A 23797-nucleotide genomic window follows, 5' to 3' on the forward strand; every position below is an offset into this window, starting at 1 on the left:
AGACTCGTCAGTATTGATCCTAATCGCTTTGGGAGGATTGTTCACTCAAATCCAGGAAAAAGAAGCGCCGGAGATTTATCCTGCCAACGGGCTACCGGAAAGCGGTATATATTTAAGCCCACTGGAATTCTTGCATAATCTTTCTCTCCCTGACCAGTGTCTTGTAGGAGCTTTATAAAATCTTTAGGAAAGATAATTTAATCCTCCTCTTCTGTCAACCGTACAATTACGGAAGTGCTTAGGGTTGAGCCGACTTAACCCCCGGGCGATCGTGTAAAGATATCGTGAAGCCCCCCAAGCTCTTTGTCTAAGGCGATCGCTCCTCTTGTGCTGTTCAAACCCCTGCCTCTGTCGGGACAATATTTCATCCCAATTCAACGAAATAATGGCAATGATTTAGAGATGATTTTTCCCCGAAATCCGGGAGGAACCCCTTACAGTAATAAATCAAGGGATTCGGAATTTGGGGTGAAAATCATCACAGGTTTTTGATAAAGCAAGACGGTAAAAGTTACCGTCGAACCGAGTCCTTCCCCCATGCTATAGAAATTAACTGTTCCCCCCATTGCTTCGATCAGCCGTTGGGAAATCGCTAGTCCTAATCCCGTCCCTCCATATCGCCGGGTTCGTTCCCCATCCACTTGAGAAAACGATTGAAAGAGTTTATCTTGTTGATCCAGAGAAACGCCGATGCCGGTATCAGCAACAGCAATGGAAACCATGCCGGGAAACTCTTGGTTTTGAAAAAATACGGGGTATTCGATGAGTTCAGCGGTAATAGTGATTCCTCCTTCATGGGTAAACTTAATAGCATTTCCCACTAAGTTAAAGAGAACCTGTAACAACCGTTGATAGTTCCCGTAGAGAATTATTTCATCTTCTGTACGGGGTTTATAAACCTGAAAACTTAAATTTTTTTCCTGTCCGTGAGCGCGAGCATGATTTTCAATTCCGGTTAAGAGTTCATCCAGTTTCACCGGAACTAAATCGAGTTCCATTTTGCCCGCTTCAATTTTGGCAATATCCAAAACATCATTAATTAAATTGAGGAGATGGACCGCACTGCGATAGGCTTCTTTAATAAATTCTTGTTTTTCTTCTTCATCTTCTGCCATATCATCCACGATTAATTTGAGGAACCCGATAATGCCATTGAGGGGGGTCCGCAGTTCGTGGGAGGTATTGGCGAGAAACTGACTTTTGATCTGGGAAATTTCTTCGGCTTTTTGACGAGCGTCTTCTAATTCTTCGTAGAGGGTGGCATGAGCGATCGCCGTGCCGACTTGTTCAGCGAGTTCCTGGACTAACTCAATTTCGGCCATACTCCAGGGACGCAACGGGGTATTTTTGGCTGATTCCGCCGGATTTGCCTCAACGGGTGGGTTCGGGAGGATACCGGGGCGATCGAGACAAATTAAGCCATTGGGTCGATCTTGGTAGCTGGTTGCCACCACTAACATAGACTCAGGTTCCGAGGCGATCGCCTCTTCGGGACCCACAACCATTGCCATTTGAGTCAGCAACACCTGATTTAGAGCGGGATGCTCTGCTAGATAAAGGTCCTGCCCTTGTAGGGTGGGTAAAGGTGGCGTAATGTATTCAGCCACCACTCGGACTTTCAAGCTTCCCGGCTGGTAGGGACAAATCATACAACGGCTGACCCCCAATGCCAACCCCAAACCTTGAACCGTTTCGTTCCAGATGGTATCGAGGTCTAGGGTACGCCGAATCTTGCGCGCCATTTCCCCGAGAAGTTTCTGATAGAGTTCCGATCCCGGAGGTAAAGTCCGGCGAATACTCCCTACAATGCTACTGAGGAATTTGTGATGCAGATCTAAGTGATTCGACGCGATCGCCTGGGGATTGCCCGATTGCTCCTCCTGCCCCCAGAGGAGCGCATTGGGCAGTAATCGTCCTATTACCAGCACTTCAAGCGGTTCTCCTTGAGGGGGAAAAATCGGACTGATCGCCAGTTCAAATAAGAAGTATTGATCGCCATAGCGAAACGGATAGCTAAACCGCTCAGGAATCCGGGAGTTTAACACCCGTTCGACCCGTTCTAAATAAGGGGTGATGCTTAAAGGTTTAAACTGATCTCCCACGAAAGTGCCGACGATTTCCTGGGAATTTAACCCGTAATGTTCAGCATTTGACCAATAAAATCCTCGATATAAACCCGAGGCATCTTGAGTAAATGCCAGTTGTGCGCCTAGCGATCGCAACCAACTCGAATCATTTTCCGCTGGATAAGCTGGGGGTGTAGAGTCATTCACGGCACGGGAAAAATCATCACCAAATAGGGCATCACCAGGGTTTCAAAACCCATTCTTTCTACCGATCCACAACCGGAGGCCATTGATTAAGTACCCCGACTAAAATTGGCATTGCATCTCAATCATTCCACTCTCCACGGGGGGGAACTGGCGGATTGCGGGTCAAATTGCGGGTCAATTCATCATCGCGACTGGTATCCCCGCGTAACCATTGTCGCAGGGCTGTTTCAATGACTTTGCTCGGATCGTTGGTCAAATGACTGACGCGATCGAGCAGTTCGGGATCGATATGGATCGAAATCTCTACTTTTTCGGGGTTGCGACTATATTGCACAGCCTGATCGTTCATACAGTTGTAAATTTCTAAACTGGGGTATAAGGTTACACGGCCCTCGTGAAAGCGTGCCGGTTCAAAATTCAAGTCCCGTGCACTCAATACGGCTCTGGTGAGTCAGCAGTGAACAACCGCAGGAGAACTCCGGTGCATCAGGACCCGAGCATCCCTGGGATGTCATCCTATCTATTGTACGATGCTGCTTCCAATCTATCTACTGAGTATTAATTCATCTTGTGGGATAACGAGATGATTCCCTGGGGTGCTAACTCGCAACTTTATAGCCAACTTGCGTAAGAGTTAGGCTCTCTTAATCTCCCTAATCTGCGGATTGAGGGCTTACCCTTGAGCGGTGGAGTTGTTTTTTCAGGCAAGTGGGTTGCAATAGACGTCATGAATTTAGACCCTGGATGCGATTCCTTCATCAAATTCTGTTAATAATCACCGCGCAAATGCGATCGGACGATCGCCAAAGAGGAAACTGCTCAAAGGGGGACCGTCTGGATCCGAAAAGTATTAAAATGTGTTAAGAAATAGGGTGAGGGCAAGGGAATCGCCGGAGTCTAAATGACCGGGGGTGACGACCCTTGTTAAAACCATCTTGCCCATTGCATCCGAAGCCTATCGCGCCGATAACTGACAAAAGCGTATGACCGACGTTCCTGTATCTCGTATTCGTAACTTTTCAATCATTGCTCATATCGACCACGGAAAATCCACCTTGGCTGACCGTCTCCTCCAGGTGACCGGCACAGTGGAAAAACGGGCCATGAAGCAACAGTTCCTTGATAACATGGAACTGGAACGGGAGCGCGGCATTACGATTAAGCTGCAAGCGGCCCGGATGAACTATCAGGCAAACGATGGGGAAAAATACGTCCTCAATTTAATCGATACCCCGGGTCACGTGGATTTTTCCTACGAAGTCTCCCGATCGCTGGCGGCTTGCGAAGGGGCGCTGTTGGTGGTGGATGCGTCCCAAGGGGTGGAGGCCCAAACCCTGGCTAACCTGTATTTAGCCCTGGAATATGATTTAGCAATTATTCCAGTTTTGAATAAAATTGACCTGCCGGGAGCAGAACCGGAACGGGTTAAAAATGAAATTGAACAAATTATTGGGTTAGATTGCTCCAATGCCATTCTCGCTTCCGCAAAAGAGGGGATCGGAGTGGATGAGATTTTGGAGGCGATCGTCAATCGGATTCCCGCGCCTAAAGATACGGTGAATGCTCCCTTACGGGCGTTGATTTTTGATAGTTATTACGATGCCTATCGCGGGGCGATCGCCTATTTTCGCGTGATGGATGGGACCCTCAAAAAAGGCGATCGGGTCCGCCTCATGGTCGCCGGTAAGGAATATGATGCCGACGAAATCGGCGTACTCTCCCCTACCCAACAACCCCTAGATGAACTCCACGCCGGAGAAGTGGGCTATCTCGCCGCTGCCATCAAAACCGTCGAAGATGCCCGGGTTGGGGATACCATCACCTTGGCTAAAGAACCGGCAGAAACCCCCCTCCCGGGCTACACCGAAGCGAATCCAATGGTGTTCTGTGGCCTATTTCCCACGGATGCAGACCAATTTGAGGACCTGCGCGAAGCCCTGCAACGGCTTAAACTCAACGATGCCGCCCTCTCTTATGAACCGGAAACCTCCAGCGCGATGGGGTTTGGTTTCCGGTGCGGATTCCTGGGACTGCTGCACATGGAAATCGTCCAGGAACGCCTAGAACGCGAGTATGACCTGGATTTAATCACCACGGCCCCCTCGGTGGTTTATCTGGTCACAAAAATCAACGGGGAAAAGGTTTACGTTGATAATCCCAGTCTTTTGCCCGGTCCTCAAGAACGGGAAAAAATTGAGGAGCCTTATGTGCGCGTGGAGATGATTACCCCAGAAACCTACGTGGGGGCTTTAATGGAACTCTGTCAGACTCGCCGTGGGGAGTTTACGGATATGAAGTACCTGACCCCGGACCGGACTACGTTGGTGTATGAGTTGCCGTTGGCAGAGGTGGTGACGGACTTTTTTGACCAGATGAAGTCGCGATCGCGCGGGTATGCCAGCATGGAATATCACGTCATTGGCTACCGAGAGAATCCGTTGGTGCGGATGGATATTTTGATTAAAAATGATCTCGTGGATGCCCTAGCGATGATTGTTCACCGGGATAAAGCCTATGTCATGGGTCGCGCCTTGGTAGAAAAACTCAAGGAATTGATCCCCCGCCATCAATTTAAGGTCCCACTCCAAGCCTCGATTGGGTCTCGGGTGATTGCCAGTGAAAATATTCCCGCCCTGCGAAAGGATGTGTTAGCCAAATGTTATGGCGGGGACATCTCCCGGAAGAAGAAACTACTGAAAAAGCAAGCGAAGGGTAAGAAACGCCTCAAGGCGATCGGGACCGTTGATGTCCCCCAGGAAGCATTTATGGCTGTCCTCAAGCTCGATCGGGGTTAAAACAAAACTCCCAGTTTTAAGGGTTTTATAGCAATTTTCCCCTTCATGAGGTACGTCTATTCGATCCCGCCTAGCCCCCCTTTCTAAGGGGGGAACCTAGAAAGTCCCTTTGGGAAAGGAGGATTTAGGGGGGTCCTTAATGGATTTGACCACCAAAAGAAAGGCTATATAACAAAACGTAAAGTTTTAATTAACTTTGCTTCAAAAGCGCCGAAAAGGGCGCTTTTTTTGTTATTTTAAGAAAGAAATTAACGGGATGCCAGGTTTTGAGCCGATGGCTCTGTCCTTTCTAACTCTAAGTAGCTTAAAAGTATGAGAATATTGGTTACGGGGGGTGCCGGTTTTATCGGTTCCCATCTCATTGATAGGTTAATGGAACAAGGGCATGATGTTTTATGCCTAGATAACTTTTTTACCGGAGATAAGCGAAATATCAGTAAATGGTTGGGAAACCCCTATTTTGAACTGATTCGCCACGATGTAACAGAACCGATTCGGTTAGAAGTTGAGCAAATCTATCATTTAGCTTGTCCTGCATCGCCGGTTCACTATCAGTACAATCCAGTAAAAACCATTAAAACCAACGTCATTGGTACGATGAATATGTTGGGACTCGCCAAACGAGTTAAGGCGAGACTTTTAATGGCTTCTACTTCAGAAGTCTATGGGGACCCAGACGTGCATCCTCAAACGGAAGACTATCGAGGAAATGTCAATACCATTGGAATTCGGAGTTGTTACGACGAAGGAAAACGAGTAGCAGAAACCCTCTGTTTTGATTACCACCGTCAAAATAATGTCGATATTCGGGTTGCTCGAATTTTTAATACCTTCGGGTCCCGAATGTTAGAAAATGATGGACGAGTGGTGAGCAATTTTGTCGTGCAAGCGTTGCGAGGAATTCCCTTGACGGTGTATGGGGATGGGTCTCAAACCCGGAGTTTCTGCTATGTTTCTGACTTAGTAGAAGGGTTAATGCGCTTGATGAATGGAGAACATATCGGTCCCATAAATTTGGGGAATCCGGATGAATACACAATTTTACAACTGGCTGAAAAAATCCAGAAAATGGTAAATCCAGATGCGGATATTCAATTTAAGCCCCTTCCGCAAGATGATCCGCGCCAACGCCAACCCGATATTACCCTGGCGAAGACTTGGCTGGGATGGGAACCTCAAGTTCATGTGGATGAAGGATTAAAATTGACCATAGAAGATTTTCGCGATCGCCTGATATCCAAATAACCGAACGGGGTAATCTTTCAGTAGGAGAATTATCTTCCTAATGAGTGGAAATATTCTCCCACATGAGATAGAGTATAATCGCGATTCCTTCAGGGTGCAGCATACAAAAATTGGACAGGATGAAGGAGCGGGGAAGCCAAAAGCAGCGATCGCCTAAAATTGAAAGTTAGGATGAAATCAAAAGGGGGCAAAATTAGGGATTCCCGAGTATTTCTCCCCCCATCCCTTTCAAAAGATTTCCCCCCCTTTTTCTTGGGACAGACTTCTATAAAGAGAGCAGGAGATACCTTATATGCGCGTTTGTGTTATTGGTACCGGATACGTTGGCTTAGTCACCGGCGCTTGTTTAGCCTACACAGGTCACCATGTGATCTGTGTGGACAATAACGAAGAAAAAGTCAAATTAATGAAATCCGGACGGTCCCCAATTTATGAACCGGGACTGTCTGAAATCATGCAAGAAGCCTCGGAAGCCGGACGTTTAGAATTTACCACCGACTTACAATATGGCGTCTCCCACGGTGAGATTTTATTCATTGCGGTGGGTACTCCTCCCCTCCCCACGGGAGAAAGTGATACCCGCTATGTAGAAGCCGTAGCGCGAGGCATCGGTGCTCATCTGGATAAAGGGTATAAAGTCATCGTTAATAAGTCCACGGTTCCTATTGGTTCCGGTGACTGGGTGCGGATGATTGTCCTTGATGGAGTCACTGAACGGCATCAACAGGAAGGCAGTAAAGACGAAACTGCCAAAAAATTGGGTGTGGAATTTGATGTGGTCAGTAATCCCGAATTTCTTCGGGAAGGGTCAGCGGTTTATGACACCTTTAATCCCGATCGCATCGTCCTTGGTAGCAACAATCCCCGCGCCTTAAAAATGATGGAAGAACTCTATCAACCCATCATCCAGCGCAAGTTTGCTGAAGATGCTTCCTTACCTCCAGTTCCGGTGGTTTTGACGGACATTAGTTCGGCAGAAATGATTAAATATGCCGCTAATGCATTCTTAGCGACAAAAATTAGCTTTATCAACGAAATCGCCAACGTTTGCGATCGCGTTGGTGCCGATGTGGTGCAAGTTGCCAAAGGCATGGGTCTCGACTCCCGAATTGGTACTAAATTCCTCCAAGCCGGTATTGGTTGGGGGGGGTCTTGTTTCCCCAAAGATGTGTCGGCAATGGTGCATACTGCCGATGATTATGGCTATGATGCTCAGTTACTCAAAGCGGCGATCGAAGTTAACAAACGTCAGCGTCAAATTGCCATTGAAAAATTGCAGCATGAACTCAAAATCCTCAAAGGTAAAACGGTTGGATTGTTAGGGTTAACTTTCAAACCCGATACGGACGATATGCGCGATGCACCGGCCTTGAATTTAATCGAACAACTGAACCGCCTGGGTGCGAAAGTGAAAGCTTATGACCCCATTGTTTCTCAAACAGGGATTGGTCAGGGATTGACTGGGGTATTGGTGGAAACCGACCCAGAACGCTTGGCGGATGGTTGCGATGCCTTAGTTCTTGTCACCGATTGGAAGCAATTCCAAAGTTTGAACTATGAGAAAATGGCGCAATTGATGAACCATGCGGTCATGATTGATGGTCGTAATTTCCTGGATCGGGAAATGCTGCAAAAAGCTGGGTTCCGCTATGTGGGAATTGGCCGGTCTTAAGTCTTAAGGATTAACTGATAATTGGTGGGGGTGAAAAACTCCGCCAATTGTCGGTTAATTGGGTTCAGAACTGGCTAGAAAATATGATTCACTAGCCAACCAGCGATCGCACCTCCGAAGACTAACCAAGCAGCATTAATGCGCCAAATTAAGGCACAAATAGCAGCGATCGCCGCAATCAAAGTCGCAATCCAATCAATCCCCAGGAGTGCAGTTCCTAGGGGTATTCCGCTAAAATTAATCCGCAGAGTGCTCACCGCTAATTGAACCGTCACCACCGCCATTAGTGCCACAGCACTAACATTAATGGCATCTAAAAAGGCTGAAGTCCATTTGCGCGATCGCAACCGGGGAATCCAAGGATTCAGAATTAATACAAACAGAAACGATGGCAAAGTAATCCCCAAGGTTGAGACCATTGCACCGGGAAATCCGCCTATCACATAACCAATAAAAGTCGCTGTGGTCAGCAACGGACCGGGAGTGACTTGACCCATTGCCACCGCATCTAATAATTGTTGCTGAGTCACCCATCCCAATTCATCCACTAATTGACCCTGTAAAAAGGCAATTAACACATAACCACTGCCATATAAAACACTACCCACTTTCAGGAAAAATAACCCCAATTTCCACAGGGGAACAGCTTCAGAAATTTCAGGGTTAACTGGAGATACAGTGCGGGGAGTTTGGGATAAAAACAACCCAAAAAGCCATGCGCCTAAAGTCGGTTGATTACGCCAATTCAGCCAAATTGCACCGAAGAGTCCGCCTAACAACAAGGCAAACACTTCATTGATACCCAACCAGACTGCCATCGCAGTGGCGATCGCAATTATTAATAATTCCCGAGACTTTACTGCTTTTTTTCCCAAACGCCATAAAGCGGTAAAAATCACGGCTAAAACTGCCGGTTTGATGCCATATAACCAGGGATAAACTTGGGGTAATTCTCCAAATTGGACATATCCCCAGGCCAAAGCTGCGGTCATTAATACGGCAGGAACAACAAAACAAGTTCCCGCAACGATTAATCCCAACCCACCGGCATAAATATAGCCGATATGAATCGCCATTTCAGTTGAATTGGGTCCGGGAATTAAATTAGTCGCACCTACGAGGTCCAGAAATTGTTCTTGGGTTAACCATTGCCGCTGATGGACAACTTCATCTTCCATCATAGCAATATGTGCCGCTGGACCACCAAATCCAATGATGCCGAGTTTGAGGAAGATTTGCGCGAGTTCTGAGAGGTGAGAAAAGGTCATTGTTTAGGGAGTTTTAACCACAGATTTGACGAATTTTTACAGAAGGAAGAGAGGAGAGGGGAGAACGGTTATTTGAGATAAATGAGGAGGTTTAATCCGGGGATAGTTCGGGAGAGGGTCCAGAGTAAGAGACTGAGATAAAGTAAGCCAAGGGTCCATTGATACCAGACTAAACTGGAGACAATACCGGGGAGATGTTCATCTCGGAGACGGATATCATTAAAGCCAAATTTTAGGAGGTTATTGAGGCTGAAATCGTAATAATTAAGCCAGTTCCAGCGGCGGTTCCACAGGAGGGGGAGATAGCGTTCTCTCATGGTAGGAAAGCGGGGAATAATGGGTAAGCGTCCGATCGCTAAACGGAGTTGGCGCATTCCGGTATCTTCTACGAAGTAGCTGGAGTCAATAAGGTTATGATAGCGGCCTTTTTTGTAGAGAATGATGATTAAAAGGGTGGGGATGGGGATAATCAGAATTCCTAAGCAGGTTAGGGTCAAAAAAGGTTCGCTACTGGTGCGAATAATGGCGAATAGTCCAATACTCGCTAATCCTAGGCAAGTGGATAGCATCCAAGGGGTTTCAAAGGCGGTAGGAATGATGGGTTTGGGAAGGATGCGCCGATAACGATCAACGAACCAAAATAATAAGCTGAAATAGGCGATCGCCACTAATCCTACACCGAAAATCAGCCAAAAACTGGTGCCGTAGTGGGTTAGCAGTAGCAGTGCACTTAATCCTAACCACTGGATGGCGGTTCGCAACCATCCGGGGAGGGAAAGGGGTTCACCGGCAACAGCGCGATCGCGGAGTTTGATGTAACTCGATAGGTCAATTTCGGGTAAATTTAGGACTTCGCTGAGACTGCCGAAAATCCGCTCATCTTGACTGTGAATGATGGCATCGGCTTGAGTTTCTGATAATCCCAGTTTGATTAATTGTTTCTGAGAAGCCGTATTAATATTAATCCCGATTAATTGATGAAATAGACTCTCTTGCCGGAGGTTTTCCGTTAAATATTCCATCTGATTGGCATCAGCAATTTGTTCTTGTTGTCGGAAATTCCGGACTAATTGACGCAGGAGAGTTTCATTGCCAGAGAGACTGGGGAGGGAGAGTTTTTTGCCAATTTGTCCGGGGTCACCCGTAATTCTAGCGGATTCTGAATCAAAGCGTAATCCGGCTACATTAATAAAAGCAGAATTGGCAAAGGTTGTATCGCTAAAGGCGACGCGATCGCGCAGACTTGCTTCCCGCAAATTGATAGATTGATTAAAGGCAGTTTCTCGGAAACTGGCTAGATTCCGGAATGTTATTTCGGTTAAAAATAGAGATTCATTAAACTTAGCGCGGTCAAATAAAGCAGGATTTTCCCATTGACAGCCACTAAAATCCGCATTACCATTCCACTGCGATCGCGTAAAATTAGACCCCTGGTTAAACAGAACTTGATTAAAATTACCCGACCCCTCAAACCGAGTCGCTTTAAAATTTGCGTTTCCTTGAAATAACCCGTGATTAAATCCTATAGCTTCAAAAAAGATGCTTCCCTGAAATCGCGCTTCTGCCACAAAGTTTGCTCCAGCAAAGTTGCTGAGTTTACTAAACCGAGTTTCGGACCAATCGGCCAATTTATCAAAAATTGCTCCCATTGCTTCAACGCGATTGAGGAAGAAACTATGGTTAAAATGAACTTCTCCTTGGAAATGAGTGTGAACCAGTTTAATGGGTTCTTGGAAGAGGGTAATTTCGACTTGTTCTGGGGGAACTCCCAGTAGCGATCGCGAGAGTTGACTTAACCTTGCCAATCGGGTGCGATCGCGTTGCAGTTGCGATCGCTCTTGTTCTGAGAATAAGGGTAAAAATGCCTCTCCATAAAGCGGTGCTCTCAATCCCAACTCATTTCCATCAAAGTCTCCCTGAATGATGGAATAGGATAAATCTAAAGCGATAGGAGTTCCGGACCGATTCAGTTGATTTTGTAACAACGGATAAAATCGGTCTCTAAATTCGGCATTACTCGGGGTTAAATCAATCAAAAACTCCCGCAAGTCAATCGTCCGCACTCCTTCCGAAATAATCGGGGAGGTAATTCGCTGTTGTAATTGCTCTAGGGTGAGACGTTCCAGAGTGTCTGGATTCGGATTATTTAATGGGGTAATTTCTGCATAAGCCGGGAGGGAAGTTATCAAATTGAAAATTAAATTTAGAATAATTATAAAAAATAAAATAACTCGCTTTTTCATGCAAATCTTGATTAATTTAATTGATATTAAAAATATTTTCAAGAGGTCTTTCCCCGTGTCGGTGTCACGACTTCAGTCATTATCCCCCTTTCACAAAGAGATACCTGAAGTCGTGACACCGAAAGGATTAACTGCCCATTGTGAGGACAATTTTTCCTTGCATCGAACCCGTTTCTAATAACTCATGTGCCGCAACAGCTTGTTCTAGGGGGAAGGTTTTACCCACATGAATCATTAACTTGCCTTCATCAAATAGGCTTGCACATTGTTGTAACATTTTGCCTTGGTCTTCTTGTTCCGGAATGCGATTTTGTAACATCGGAGTCAGCATTAATTCAAAACTGATGCGATGATTACGGAGTCGAGAAGTTTTTAACGTGCCATGCTCTGGATTGGGTTCTAAAATGGTAACCACATCTCCATATAAGCGCACCGCTTCAGCGGTTTCAAAAAAGGTTTTGTCACCGACGGTATCAAATCCGATATCTGCACCTTCCCCATTGGTCCAGTCCATCACGGTCTCGATGACATTTTGTTCTTTGTATAAAATGACTAAATCAGCCCCCAATTTGCGGACAAATTCGGCTTTTTCGGGAGTGCTGACGGTGGTAGCAACTTCAGCACCTTTGAGTTTAGCCAATTGGATGGCGACATGACCGACACCCCCTGCACCGGCCTGAATTAGCACTTTTTGGCCCGGTTGTAGACCCGCGCGATCGTAGAGTGCTTCCCAGGCAGTAATCAGGACGAGGGGTGCAGCAGCCGCTTCTACAAAGCTGAGAGAGGAAGGTTTTTTGGCGACAAATCGTTCATCGATCGCAATATATTCGGCATAGTTGCCGTGAGGTCCACCTAATCCCCCATTACAAAAATATACTTCATCTCCCACATTAAGGGTTTGGACCCCAGAGGCGATCGCCTCGACAACTCCTGCTCCATCACATCCCAGGATATCCGGGGTGAGGTCCGGGTGAAAGGTTCCCCGTTTGCGGATTTTGGTATCAATGGGATTGACCCCGGCAGCATGAAGACGGACTAAAATATCGCGATCGCCGTCTAATTGCGGACCCGGAATATCTTGCACTTTCAAGACATCCGCTGCTGCGCCTGATCCGGTCATGATAACTGCTTTCATAGTCTTTCCTCAAGAGTTTGTTTTATCGAATGACTGACACTTGGTCTGGCCTAGAGCCTAACCGTAGGGTAAGATGAAGATGACTTACCCTACTAACTTCCTACTCACTTCACCTGTATTAGGTCTAATTGCCAAATTTTGAGCTAAATCTAGGGAAAGGGAGAAGGCGATCGCCTCTTCCGGGATGGAGTTACGGGTCCCGCCACAAGGCAATTCCCCCTAATAACCCGCTGATATTGGGAACAATGGTGACTTTAGCGGGTAAATCAAAGGTGATTTTTTTGGCTTCACCGCCACCGATGTAGAGGCGATCGTAATTAAACAAATGTTCTAAATTGGCGATCGCTTTTTGTAATCGGCGATTCCAGCGTCTATCCCCGACTTTATCCAATGCCGCACGTCCCAATTGTTCCTCGTAGGTTTGACTTTTGCGGAATGGATGATGTCCCAGTTCCAAATTGGGAACCAGTGCTCCATTCACAAACAAAGCACTACCAAACCCCGTCCCCAGGGTAATCGTGAGTTCGACCCCTTTCCCTGAAATTGCACCTAAACCTTGGATATCTGCATCATTGCAAACCCGAACAGGTTTTTCTAAGACATTCGTCAGCGCTTCAGCGAGATTGAATTCTACCCAATCCGGGTGTAAATTAACCGCAGTGTAGACGATTCCATTCCGAACCACCCCCGGAAAGCCGACGGAAACCCGAGCAAACTCACCTTGTTCTTTCGCTAAACCGGCGATCGCCTCAATTACAGGTGCTGGTTTAGCCGGATTCGGAGTGGGAACGCGGTTACGGGTTGTCACCGCTTCCCCTGCTGCATCTAAGACTATTGTCTTCGTGCCACTACCGCCAATATCAACCGCTAGAGTTTTTATGGATTCCACTTGATTCACCATTGCACTATAGGATGAGGACTGCAGAAGGATGAAGGATAAATCCCGTGTCAGTATCCCCCTTCATCCTTCCAATTACAGGATACTTACTGTGCGTCAATCTACTGAAGAAACCCCTCCCCGGCCCTCCCCTTAAGAGCAGAGGGAGGTATAAAAAATTTTGTCTTGTTGGAAGGGATATATCAGAAATCTCGGTCTTGACTGTCCAGAAAATCTAACAACTTCCCGTCTATTCTAGCAGAAAAGTATAACATTAATCAAGTATAATACCTGATTAAGTATCATCTGTCCTTCCGAATCCCCCTTCCCTCGCAGGGAAGGGGGCTGGGGGGTTAGGTTTCTTCCCTCACTCAATCCCTACATCGTCAGAGACTGAGAATTGGTTTCAATCAGCTTGGCTAAATCTTGCAGGAATGCCGCTGCATCGGCACCATAGATAATCCGGTGGTCACAGGTGATATTGACCCGCATTTGTCGCCGGACGCCCATCATGCCATCTTCCGTGGCAACCACTTGATTTTTCGCCCCACCTATGGCGAGAATCGACCCTTGACCCGGAGGCAGAATCGCATCAAAACTATCCACCCCATACATTCCCAAATTAGACAGGGTAAAAGTCCCGCTATTATACTCCGTCGGTTGCAACTGTTTGACTCGGGCGCGTTCTACTAAATCTTTCCAAGTGCGAGACAGGGAATAAATATCCATTTGGTCAGCATTTTGCAGCACCGGCGTAATTAAACCGCCATCTCCCATTGCCACCGCTACCGCAATATTGATATTACCATGATGTTGGATACCGCCCTCTACACAACTGGCATTGAGTAAGGGATGTTTCTGTAACGTGAGGGCCACAGCTTTTGCCAGGAGGGCAGTCATGGTTACCCCTTTGGACTTAATCTGTTTGTAGAGCTTGTCTAACTGATCGGTAGTAATCGTATAGCCTACATGGAAAATCGGCACCTGCAATGACGCCACCATATTCCGCACCACCGCATTTTGCAGGGTATTGAAGGGGACCACATCTCCCGAGGCTGCGGGGGCCGCAGGGACCGCCTGGGTGGCAATCCTCGGGGGTGCTGCTACCGTGGGTTGCGGTGGGGGGGCGATCGCGGCTGGGGCCTTACCTGCTGCCGCTTCTACATCTTCCGCCACAATCCGACCAAAAGGACCACTGCCGGAGAGGGTTGCCAAGTCCACTTTATATTCCTTCGCCAATTTTTTGGCCCGAGGAGAAGCAACCATGCGGCCATTTTGACGATTGGAGGTCGATCCCGCCGTCGCCATTGCCGGTTCTGGCGCAGGGGATGGGGTAGACTGAGCAGGGGCTGCCGGTTGAGCGGATTTATTGCTGAGGTTGGCCCCTTGCTGCTTCGCCTGTTCGATTTCGGCTTCCGTTTCGGCTAACAAAGCGATCGGCGCACCGACGGGGGCCGCTTCCCCGGCTTGGACGAGGATCGTAGCGAGATATCCTTCATAGAAGGACTCTACGTCCATGTCTGCTTTGTCAGACTCCACTACAACCACTGTTTCGCCCTTCTCCACTTTGTCCCCCGGCGCTTTTTCCCAAGAGACAATTTTGCCTTCGGTCATCGTGGAACTCAGAGCAGGCATGAACACTTCGTTAATCATAGGTAGCTTCTTTTCGACGCTCAAAACTAAAATAAAGCAAGTTTTTATTCTACCTTGATCCGTCCCCCGAGAAAATTTCCCCTGATTTGCAGCCGAGAGGATACAGCATCAACTATATCTCTCTCCCCTACCTTCCCCATCTCCCCTACCTTCCCCATCTCCCCTACCTTCCCCATCTCCCCACCCTAGCGACTACAAATCGCCGCGAATTTCCTCAACGACGCCATCGCGCAAGACGACTTCTATCTGCATTTTTTTGATTAAATCATCCCCACGTTCCAAATAGAAAAAACTATCCATTTGTCCGCTGGCGACTTCTTGACCCATTTCCAAAGTCTGGACTTGTTGCAGATTTTGAAGAATTTGATTTTTCTGATCCAGCATTTCTCTTTGCCGTTGATTGGCCTGCATTTTCACCGACTCAATTTGTTGCTGGACTTGCGGTCCGGGGGGTTGAATGCTCTGTTTTTGGATCTCTGAAATCATCTGCTGGGCTTGCATTTCAAGCTGTTGAAGTTGGGCATCAATTTGATTGATTTGTCCTTGGAGTTGCTGCTGAACTTCTTCTTTCCAGCGCGGGGTCACGATCGCTTTGATAATGGTATTCCGCTTCAACAGTAATTTCGAGTTAGAGACATCCATATTAGGTGACCTAGATCAAGGTTTAAGTAGAAATTTTGCCGAGAATTGGCCCCGTTATGCTACCATGCCACGGGGCTAAGGGGGATCAAATAAACATTTTGTCAATGCGATCGCCGTACCGTTCGGTAATCACGGGCCGCTTAATTTTCAGGGTTTGGGTGAGCATTCCATTCTCCATCGTAAAGGGCTCACTCAAAAGCTGGAAGGGTCCAATGCGGTCATCAGGACGATATCCCGGACGGTTTTTCACCTCCCGATTTAACTCCTGGCGGAACAGGTTCTCAATCTCAGGACTAGACAGGTCAATTTCTGCGGTTCCCGATGCTGGGGGAGGATTCCCTTGAGAAATGGTTTCCGGCAGACGCAAGGACAGGTTTTGGGACTCGGCCCACTGTTTCAGGGCTTCAAAATTCGGCACAATCAAGGCCCCGAGGCACTTTTGGTCCTGACCCACGAGCATCATTTGGTCAATATAAGGACTACGGATACAGGCATCTTCAATCGGTTGGGGTTCGATATTTTCCCCGTTGGTCAAAACAATGGTATCTTTGGCGCGACCCGTGAGGACTAAATCATTACCCGGAGTCAACCACCCCAAATCCCCTGTATCAAACCATCCGTCGGGGTCGATCGCCTTGCGTGTCGCTTCGGGATTTTGGTAGTAACCCTGCATAATTTGAGGACCCCGCGCCAACACTAAACCCCGTTCCCCCATTTGTAGGGGTTTGCCGGTTTCAGGGTGAACGATTCGTAATTCGGTGTACGGAATGGGACGACCCGCAGAACCCCGCAGATTATGCCAAAACCGGCGCGCTGTCAAGACTGGCGTAGTTTCGGTCAACCCATACCCTACGAGCACATCAATCCCAATAATTTCAAAGAAATTTTCGATATGCATGGCAAGGGACCCGCCGCCACTAATCACATATTTGAGCTGGCCCCCCGTCGCTTGGCGGACTTTCTGATATACGAGGCGATCGCCCAAAGCATGGAGGGGCCAGAATACCGCCCGTTTGATTGCCGCCAGGAGTTTTTCACTCCCAGAAGCGGGTTTGAGTTGCAACTGCAATCCCTGCAAAATCCGACCCGCTTCTATATAACTTTGGGAAAACCCAAAGAAGGTTTTAACCAATTTTTGGCGATTGGCGGGTTGTTCCCGAAATTGCTTTTGTACCCCTTCATAAATCGATTCCCAGAGGCGGGGGACACCGAACGTATATTTGGGGTGATATTCTTTTAAATCGGCTTTTAGATAGCGAATATTCGTGTAAAACTGACTGCACCCTCGGGAGAGGAGAAAGTATTGACCCATGCGCCCAAAACTGTGCCAAGTTGGGAGAATGGTAATGATGCGATCGCCCGGTTCCGGTTGTAGAATCGTCGGCAGGTTCTCGATTTGATGTAATAGGTTACCATGACTTAGCATCACCCCTTTGGGTTTACCCGTGGTTCCGGAGGTGTAAATTAAAGTTGCCAAAGTCTCCCGGGTGAGGGTGACGGGTTGCAAGGTAGAAGCGGCCCCTTTTTCCATCACCTGTTGAAAGGATAAAATTTTTACAGGCAGAGTATCATCGGTGGGTAGAGATTCATCGGAGAGATAGATAATCCACTGGATGGGTAAGTCATCCAGTTGAGGGCGGAGTTTTTTGAGTAAGGCGAGATTTTCTACCACCAAACCCATACTGCCGCTATTTTGGAGAATAAACAACAACTCCTCGAGATCGGCATCAGAACCGCGCACCACATCCGCTGCACCTGCCCTCATCAATCCTTGGTCCGCAATCATCCACCGGGGACTATCGTTAGAAAACAGGGCAACTCGGGGGGGGAGATGATCGGCGATCGCCGGTAATCCCAAGGATTGCACCCCAGCGGCAAACTGCTGAATTTGCTCGCATAATTGACCAAAAGTCAACTCCACCACGGGTTTAGCATGGGGGTCACACAATGCCAGAGTATTGCCAAACTGCGATCGGGCCAGGGGCCACACTTCCGGCATAGATTGAATCGCCGTATAATCCGGGGGAAGCTGTAAATATCCCCGTTCGCGATCGCTGATAGTGGTATCGGTTGAATAAGCAATCTGACTCATCGCTATTAACCTCTAAAAATAAAGATGTCTCTAAGAGTTTAGTATTTCCGAGTCCGTTTGATCCGGTATGGGTTCATAGGGACAGTTTGCCAACTGGAACACCCCAGCAATCGGAACAGATGTGGGAACAGTATGGCGCTTTTACAGAGAAAGACTAAAAATCCCCTACACCAGAAATCGGGTTTTTGCCCAAATGTAACACTAATTATCAAAAACTCCGTAAAAACCCCGATGAGCGCTTCAAATGGAGAAACAGTCATACAATTGATTCTCCTGCCTTAATTGTTGGTGCTGAATTAGTCCTTTAGAAGTCATTCAAAAAATCAAATATTTCTGACTCGTCTTCAGAGTCCCCCTCATCCGCTAATGCATCCCAATCGACATCCCCCAACGGATCTTCTGAGTCATCCTCTCCTAACCCATCGAAGTTTAACTCTCCGAGGGCATCGTCAAAAATTGAGTATCCAAATCCCTCTAAATTCAGGTCGGCGAGGTCATCGTTGGAGGCCGATTCTTCTCCTAACCCTTCTAAATCAAAGTTTCCCAGGTCATCTGCTACAGTTTTTCCAAATAAATTTGACATATTGATCGCATTTTCGTCAGTCTCTTCATAAAATTCGGCAAGGTTGCTATCCCTTAAATTTTCAGAGGTATTTGAATCAAGACTGACTAAATCCATGCATCCTAAGTCATCACCGGACGATTCTGAATCAAGACAGCCTAAATCTATTTTCCCTAATTCATCATTTAACATTTTTAAAAAGGAATTTTTATCCACTTCTACCTCCCCATATCCTAAGTCATAACCAGGCGATTCTGAATCAAGACAGTCTAAATCCATTTTTACAAACTCATCATTTAACACTTTTAAAAAGGAGGTTTTGTCCCCTCTCCCCTCGCCTAATAGGATGAGTTTGGAGACCCATTGGGGTTGTTCGATGTAGAGTTGTTCACGCAGATAGGCTAAGGTGGCATCGCTGCCTTGGGTTAAGATTTCCGGAGGTATAGAGGAGAGGGGATTGCCGCCGAGGTTTAGTTCTGTTAGATTGAAAAGTTGCCCGATTTCCGGCGGCAGCGCACTGAGTTGATTGTCCCAGAGGTTTAGCTTTGTTAGGTGGGAAAGTTGTCCGATTTCCGGCGGCAGTGTACTTAGTTGATTGTCCCAGAGATTTAGCTCTGTCAGATTAAAAAGTTGCCCAATTTCCGGCGGCAGCGCACTGAGTTGATTGTCCCAGAGATTTAGCTTTATCAAATTGGAAATTTGCCCGATTTCTGGCGGCAAACAGCTTACTTGATTCCAGCTAAGATCTAGGTGTGTTAGATTAAAAAGTTTCCCAATTTCCGACGGTAATGCACTTATTCGATTCCAGCTAAGATTGAGCTGTATTAGATTAAAAAGTTTCCCAATTTCCGGCGGCAGCGCACTTAGTTGATTATCGCATAGATTTAGCTCTATCAGATTGGGAAGTTGCCCGATTTCCGGTGGTAATACACTTATTTGATTCCAACTAAGATTTAGCTGGGTTAGATGGGAAATTTGCCCAATTTCCGGCGGCAGCGCACTTAATTTATTATTGGAGAAATTTAACTGGGTTAGATTGGAAAGCTGCCCGATTTCCGGCGGCAGCGCACTTAATTTATTGTCGGAGAGATTTAGCTGGGTTAGATTGGAAAGCTGCCCGATTTCCGGCGGCAGCGCATTTAATTTATTGTCGGAGAGATTTAGCTGGGTTAGCTTGGAAAGCTGCCCGATTTCCGGCGGCAGCTTTGTCAGCCCCAGTTTTGAAAGCTCTAGGGACGTTACCTTATCCTTGGCAGCTTGTTTGATAATTTTGCTACATTTTAGATTTTTGAAATAGTTAAAAATCATCACTCAATCTTAGCTTACTTGTCGGGCTTTTTTTGACTCAGGCGGATGGGGTAGGGTTGGTAGGGGTTGGTTTGCCGGGGGAGGGGTGATATTTGGGAGGTGCATTTTTCAGTCTACTCCCCAATTTATAGGGCAATGCTGCGCCTTTAGGGGGGTGGGTTCGCCGATCGCGGATATTCGCTGCTGTCTGGTTTTTATTGTAGGGTAACCTATTTTGGGCCGTTGTGTTGGTACAGCGGTCAGATTTAGGAGAAGACTGAGGATATCAGGTTTCTGATGGGAGTGAGTACCTAAGTGAGATAATTCTAGGAAGCAAGATGCTTAGAGTCCAAGAGATTAGGAGTGCAAGCATCTTACTCGCTAGGAGCATTTCATCTCGATTGTGGGATGGGATTTAAGGATGAGATTTGTTTTGGGCGATCCGCGAATCGCCCCTACAGTATGGGGTTTGGTTTCCAAATCGGCGTTTATGCGGTTAAGGAATGGGTGAGGAAACCGATCGCCCTTCGATTCCCCCTATCACATCAATACGCCCACTTGTCAATCCATTTGACTGTGCCTTCATCGGCTAATAACCAGCGACGACAGACGATGTTTTCTCGGGTGGCGAGTGCGGCATTGTTGCCATGTTCATCTTTATACACGATCGCATATTTATAGGCGATCGCCTTTCCGGCACTCTCCTCAAATGGGATTTCGGCAAACCAGGTATTCGAGTTGATATACTCCAAGGGATAGGCTTGGTTAATATCCCAATTCCCTAATTCTGGACAATCTCCGGTGACTACCACATATTGACCCACGTTGGTGGAAAGTCCATTCAAATGAGCTCGCACTAAGACGGTCCCTTTAATCCGTTCCCCAACATGACTGATGACGACTGCCTCTTTAGCACCCAGTTCTAATTGATGTAACATTCCCCCCTGCACTTCCAGTTTGCGCCGAGTCAAAATACAGGTATGTTCCCCATCGGGTAAATCTGTGTGTACATCAATGGTGGTTGCTTCTCCGCGATTCATCGCCACGAAGCAGACGGAATCCCGATATCGGCGCACATAGGCATACACATCAGCGGTGAGGTATTTACTCCATTGACTGCCCAGGGAAACCGCAGGATTCAGACGACGCACCCCGGAGAGTAAGCGAATATCCCGATAAATCGGGGTATCTGTATCCCAGTTTTCCATCATGGGACGGTTGTAGGGGTCGTTGTTGCCGTAGGGATTACTATCTCCGTTGGTGTCGTTATGCAGATACTGCTCGGTCCCGTAATAGATACAGGGAATTCCCCGGCAAGTCATAATTAAATTAATCCCCAAACGTAAGGCATCGGGGTCCGGGTTCAAGGTTTGGAACCGATGCATATCATGATTATCAATAAAGGTAATCAGTTCCGTGGCGGCATTATAGCGAGAATCCTGGTCAAAAATAGACTGGATCATTTGAAATCCGGGGGCGGCATTGACTGCCAAAGCTTCCCGAATTGCGGTAGCTAAACCAAAGTCCAAAATGGTCATTCCGGATTCATTGGCAAAGCTGACCGATCGCTCCTCATTGGGGTGGTTATAAATCCATTCTCCAAAGATAAAAACATCGGGTTTATGAGATTGAATATCGGCGTTGAACTCCTGCCAAAACCAGATGGGCATATGTTTGACCGTATCCACACGCAAGGCATCGACGCCGCGATCGAGCCATTGTTTAATGGCCGCTTTGATATAGTTGCGGTATTGGATATTATTTTCGTTAAAGGTAGCCAACCCTGCTAATTCGCAGTTCTGCACCTGCCATTCATCTTCCCAATTGGTCACCTCCCCATAGTGGTGATACCAGTTTTCTTTATCATCATTAAAATCAGCAATTTTCACCCCATCATCATAAAGTTCACCCTTAACCCCGCTAAAATCGGGGTTACTATGGTTACAGACAATATCGAGAATGAGTTTCATATCTCGTTTGTGTAACTCATCAATCAGTTTGTCAAAAACTGTATCGCGACTATCTTGGGTGGCGTTGAGGGAGGGGTTATCATCTGGGGCAATAAAGCGAGGATTGAGGCGTTTAAAATCTCGGGTCCAGTAGCCATGAATGGCCGCTTGTTCGACAAATAAGGCTTCAACTTGTTCAAACAAGGGAGTTAACCAAATGGCGGTGATGCCGAGGGATTTGAGATAGTCTAATTTGTCAATGATGCCTTGTAAATCTCCCCCCCAGTATTTGCCCCAATCTTCTCCCGAGGGGTCGTAGAGTTCGGGATTGGGTCCTTCGCTATTGGTGGGGTCGCCATCAAAAAATCGGTCTACAACGATAAAATAAATGGTCTCTTGGCGAAATTCAATGGCCCGGGTGAAAAGAAACTCAAATTCGTTTCCTTCTTCTTCTTTGTGGCTGGTCCTTTCAGCCCCGGTAGAGGCGTCAACATTCGAGGGCGAGGAGCCAAATGTGAGAGATTCTTCTTTTGAACTGGAAGTCGGTTGCATAGCTTTTGTGAGATCTAGGTTAGAAAAGGTAGAAAATTAAGTGTATAAGTACCTGAATACCACTTGAATCATACCCCCCGAAATGAGGTCAGTCATCTATCTGAAGGAACAAAAACTGACGCTACAAGGGGGCCTCGGGGGGCGATGGCCTAGAGTGGATGAAACCCTAGGTCTCTGGGAGGGTTTTGAGGATGATTTTCCACTCTGTGAGACGGGAAGCGAGTTGGAGATTTTGGTCCTCGGGCCCCAGGGCGACTGTCAACTGATCCGGAGAAACGATCACCTCAGCCGATTGATTTTCCAAATCGAGGGCGATCGCCCCTTCAATTTGCGCCGGAGATAAAGCGTTGGCAATATAAGTGGCGGGGTCCTCGGACCAGGGAATCACTTCGATTTTTTCCCCAGGGATTTCCTGGGCGATCGCATTGAGATGTTCCCCCAGTTTACCGATACAAGCAGCCACCGGATCAACGTCCGGATCCAAAGCATGGACCGCAATTTTAGTGCGAGGGACGATATCGGGTTTCGTAGGGATGGAATCCCGGGCTACGCCTTTAATTTCAACCCGCGCTTGTCGAATTTCTGGAACGCGATCGCTTAACAAACCGGAAACCAGATAACTCGTAGCGCGGGACACCCGTAACATGGGTTTAGAACTGGGGCGATCGAAGACTTTTTTTAGATAAACCTTCAATTCTGTACCCTCTTGATAGTCATCATTGGGTAACTTTTCATATTTGGGAAGTTCGGCTTCCACCAGGGGGTGACCCGCACCTCCGCTGACCCCCAAGATGACCCCCCGGGCATCACTTTTGAGGACCTTACCCACCAGAACGGTCCCCTTGCGATCGGCAAACGTCTCTTGAATGTATTTGCACTGCTGTTCTTGCAATTTTTGAGTGAGGACCGTTTTGGTTTGTAACGCCGCCAGACGTCCAAAATCTCCTTGATTGGGAGTCACATCCACAATCACGCGATCGCCGACTTTGACTTTTGCCCCCTTTTTAATCGCCAAATCCAGGGGAATTTCGCGATCGCTATCCTCCACTGTCTCCACAACCGTTTTCGTCGCAATCACCCGAAACCCTTCTGCCTTCAGGTCAAGTTTGACCGCAAAATTTTCAAAGTAGTCTTCAGGAAAATCCTCATCGTTGCGAATTTGGCTGCGACGATAGCGCTCATATCCTTTCAGCAATGCAGCTTTCAGCGCTGCCTGGACCGCAAGCGGCGGTAAAGAGCGCTGTTGACTCATCGTATCAAGCAGCGATCGGAGTCCGGGAAGACTGACCATCGACATTGAGAACACCTCCTACAACGCTGTTCCAAGTAGCTCTGCGCTTAGGGAATTTTACCTGAAAAGCTCACCCATTTTTTAATCATTCCCAGGGATGGGGGGATGGGGGAGATGGGGGAGATGGGGGAGATGGGGGAGATGGGGGAGATGGGGAAGATGGGGGAGATGGGGGAGATGGGGAAGATGGGGGAGATGGGGGAGATGGGGGAGATGGGGGAGATGGGGGAGATGGGGGAGATGGGGGAGATGGGGGAGATG

At 47.4% G+C, this 23797-nt stretch carries 15 protein-coding genes; 3 read left to right on the forward strand and 12 right to left on the reverse strand.

Annotated elements, in window-relative coordinates; translation table 11 throughout:
• Positions 1-434: 434 nt before the first annotated feature.
• Positions 435-2273 (reverse strand): ATP-binding protein, encoded by a 1839-nt coding sequence (locus tag NG796_RS17545; protein ID WP_261208159.1) that lies wholly within the window; start codon positions 2271-2273, stop codon positions 435-437.
• Between the two features lie 118 nt (positions 2274-2391).
• Entirely contained in the window at positions 2392-2622 is a 231-nt protein-coding gene (locus tag NG796_RS17550; RefSeq protein ID WP_261208161.1) for a hypothetical protein, read from the reverse strand.
• A gap of 634 nt (positions 2623-3256) precedes the next feature.
• Here NG796_RS17550 and lepA point away from each other — a divergent pair.
• The 3 genes from lepA to NG796_RS17565 all read left to right on the forward strand — a co-directional run bounded on the left by lepA (position 3257) and on the right by NG796_RS17565 (position 7985).
• Entirely contained in the window at positions 3257-5068 is a 1812-nt protein-coding gene (gene lepA / locus NG796_RS17555; RefSeq protein ID WP_261208163.1) for a translation elongation factor 4, read from the forward strand.
• A 312-nt stretch (positions 5069-5380) separates the two neighbouring features.
• Positions 5381-6313, forward strand: coding sequence for a UDP-glucuronic acid decarboxylase family protein (locus NG796_RS17560; RefSeq protein ID WP_261208164.1), 933 nt, complete (start codon positions 5381-5383; stop codon positions 6311-6313).
• Between the two features lie 292 nt (positions 6314-6605).
• Positions 6606-7985, forward strand: a complete 1380-nt coding sequence (locus tag NG796_RS17565) for a UDP-glucose dehydrogenase family protein (protein WP_261208165.1) — start codon at positions 6606-6608, stop codon at positions 7983-7985.
• A 74-nt stretch (positions 7986-8059) separates the two neighbouring features.
• On the opposite strand, the gene chrA is transcribed toward NG796_RS17565, so the two are convergent.
• From chrA to nusA, 10 genes are all read right to left on the reverse strand, one after another.
• The gene (gene chrA / locus NG796_RS17570) at positions 8060-9253 is read right to left on the reverse strand and encodes a chromate efflux transporter (protein WP_261208166.1); all 1194 of its coding nucleotides are present in this window, start codon (positions 9251-9253) and stop codon (positions 8060-8062) included.
• A 68-nt stretch (positions 9254-9321) separates the two neighbouring features.
• The gene (locus tag NG796_RS17575) at positions 9322-11442 is read right to left on the reverse strand and encodes a helix-hairpin-helix domain-containing protein (protein ID WP_261208167.1); all 2121 of its coding nucleotides are present in this window, start codon (positions 11440-11442) and stop codon (positions 9322-9324) included.
• A 181-nt stretch (positions 11443-11623) separates the two neighbouring features.
• Positions 11624-12631, reverse strand: a complete 1008-nt coding sequence (locus NG796_RS17580; RefSeq protein WP_261208168.1) for a zinc-dependent alcohol dehydrogenase family protein — start codon at positions 12629-12631, stop codon at positions 11624-11626.
• Positions 12632-12821: 190 nt separating this feature from the next.
• Positions 12822-13532 carry an ROK family protein gene (locus NG796_RS17585; protein WP_261208169.1) on the reverse strand — a complete coding sequence of 237 codons (711 nt, stop codon included), beginning with the start codon at positions 13530-13532 and terminating at the stop codon, positions 12822-12824.
• Positions 13533-13886: 354 nt separating this feature from the next.
• Positions 13887-15161 carry a dihydrolipoamide acetyltransferase family protein gene (locus tag NG796_RS17590; protein ID WP_261208170.1) on the reverse strand — a complete coding sequence of 425 codons (1275 nt, stop codon included), beginning with the start codon at positions 15159-15161 and terminating at the stop codon, positions 13887-13889.
• A 192-nt stretch (positions 15162-15353) separates the two neighbouring features.
• Positions 15354-15803 (reverse strand): YlqD family protein, encoded by a 450-nt coding sequence (locus tag NG796_RS17595; RefSeq protein WP_261208171.1) that lies wholly within the window; start codon positions 15801-15803, stop codon positions 15354-15356.
• Positions 15804-15888: 85 nt separating this feature from the next.
• Positions 15889-17895 (reverse strand): AMP-dependent synthetase/ligase, encoded by a 2007-nt coding sequence (locus NG796_RS17600; RefSeq protein WP_261208172.1) that lies wholly within the window; start codon positions 17893-17895, stop codon positions 15889-15891.
• A 304-nt stretch (positions 17896-18199) separates the two neighbouring features.
• Positions 18200-19765 (reverse strand): leucine-rich repeat domain-containing protein, encoded by a 1566-nt coding sequence (locus tag NG796_RS17605; RefSeq protein ID WP_261208174.1) that lies wholly within the window; start codon positions 19763-19765, stop codon positions 18200-18202.
• 524 nt (positions 19766-20289) lie between these two features.
• Entirely contained in the window at positions 20290-22245 is a 1956-nt protein-coding gene (locus tag NG796_RS17610) for an alpha-amylase family glycosyl hydrolase (RefSeq protein ID WP_261208175.1), read from the reverse strand.
• Positions 22246-22411: 166 nt separating this feature from the next.
• Entirely contained in the window at positions 22412-23542 is a 1131-nt protein-coding gene (gene nusA, locus NG796_RS17615; protein ID WP_261208176.1) for a transcription termination/antitermination protein NusA, read from the reverse strand.
• Positions 23543-23797 lie beyond the last annotated feature (255 nt).

This window comes from Laspinema sp. D2d (genome assembly GCF_025370755.1).
Classification (GTDB): domain Bacteria; phylum Cyanobacteriota; class Cyanobacteriia; order Cyanobacteriales; family Laspinemataceae; genus Laspinema.

Bases quoted from the DNA above. Each gene is read 5' to 3' on its own strand.
- NG796_RS17580 (WP_261208168.1), bottom strand. From the start codon at position 12,631: ATGAAAGCAGTTATCATGACCGGATCAGGCGCAGCAGCGGATGTCTTG.
- NG796_RS17565 (WP_261208165.1), top strand. From the start codon at position 6,606: ATGCGCGTTTGTGTTATTGGTACCGGATACGTTGGCTTAGTCACCGGC.
- nusA (WP_261208176.1), bottom strand. From the start codon at position 23,542: ATGTCGATGGTCAGTCTTCCCGGACTCCGATCGCTGCTTGATACGATG.
- NG796_RS17600 (WP_261208172.1), bottom strand. From the start codon at position 17,895: ATGAGTCAGATTGCTTATTCAACCGATACCACTATCAGCGATCGCGAA.
- NG796_RS17605 (WP_261208174.1), bottom strand. From the start codon at position 19,765: ATGATTTTTAACTATTTCAAAAATCTAAAATGTAGCAAAATTATCAAA.
- NG796_RS17585 (WP_261208169.1), bottom strand. From the start codon at position 13,532: ATGGTGAATCAAGTGGAATCCATAAAAACTCTAGCGGTTGATATTGGC.
- NG796_RS17610 (WP_261208175.1), bottom strand. From the start codon at position 22,245: ATGCAACCGACTTCCAGTTCAAAAGAAGAATCTCTCACATTTGGCTCC.
- NG796_RS17595 (WP_261208171.1), bottom strand. From the start codon at position 15,803: ATGGATGTCTCTAACTCGAAATTACTGTTGAAGCGGAATACCATTATC.
- chrA (WP_261208166.1), bottom strand. From the start codon at position 9,253: ATGACCTTTTCTCACCTCTCAGAACTCGCGCAAATCTTCCTCAAACTC.
- NG796_RS17550 (WP_261208161.1), bottom strand. From the start codon at position 2,622: ATGAACGATCAGGCTGTGCAATATAGTCGCAACCCCGAAAAAGTAGAG.
- lepA (WP_261208163.1), top strand. From the start codon at position 3,257: ATGACCGACGTTCCTGTATCTCGTATTCGTAACTTTTCAATCATTGCT.
- NG796_RS17560 (WP_261208164.1), top strand. From the start codon at position 5,381: ATGAGAATATTGGTTACGGGGGGTGCCGGTTTTATCGGTTCCCATCTC.
- NG796_RS17590 (WP_261208170.1), bottom strand. From the start codon at position 15,161: ATGATTAACGAAGTGTTCATGCCTGCTCTGAGTTCCACGATGACCGAA.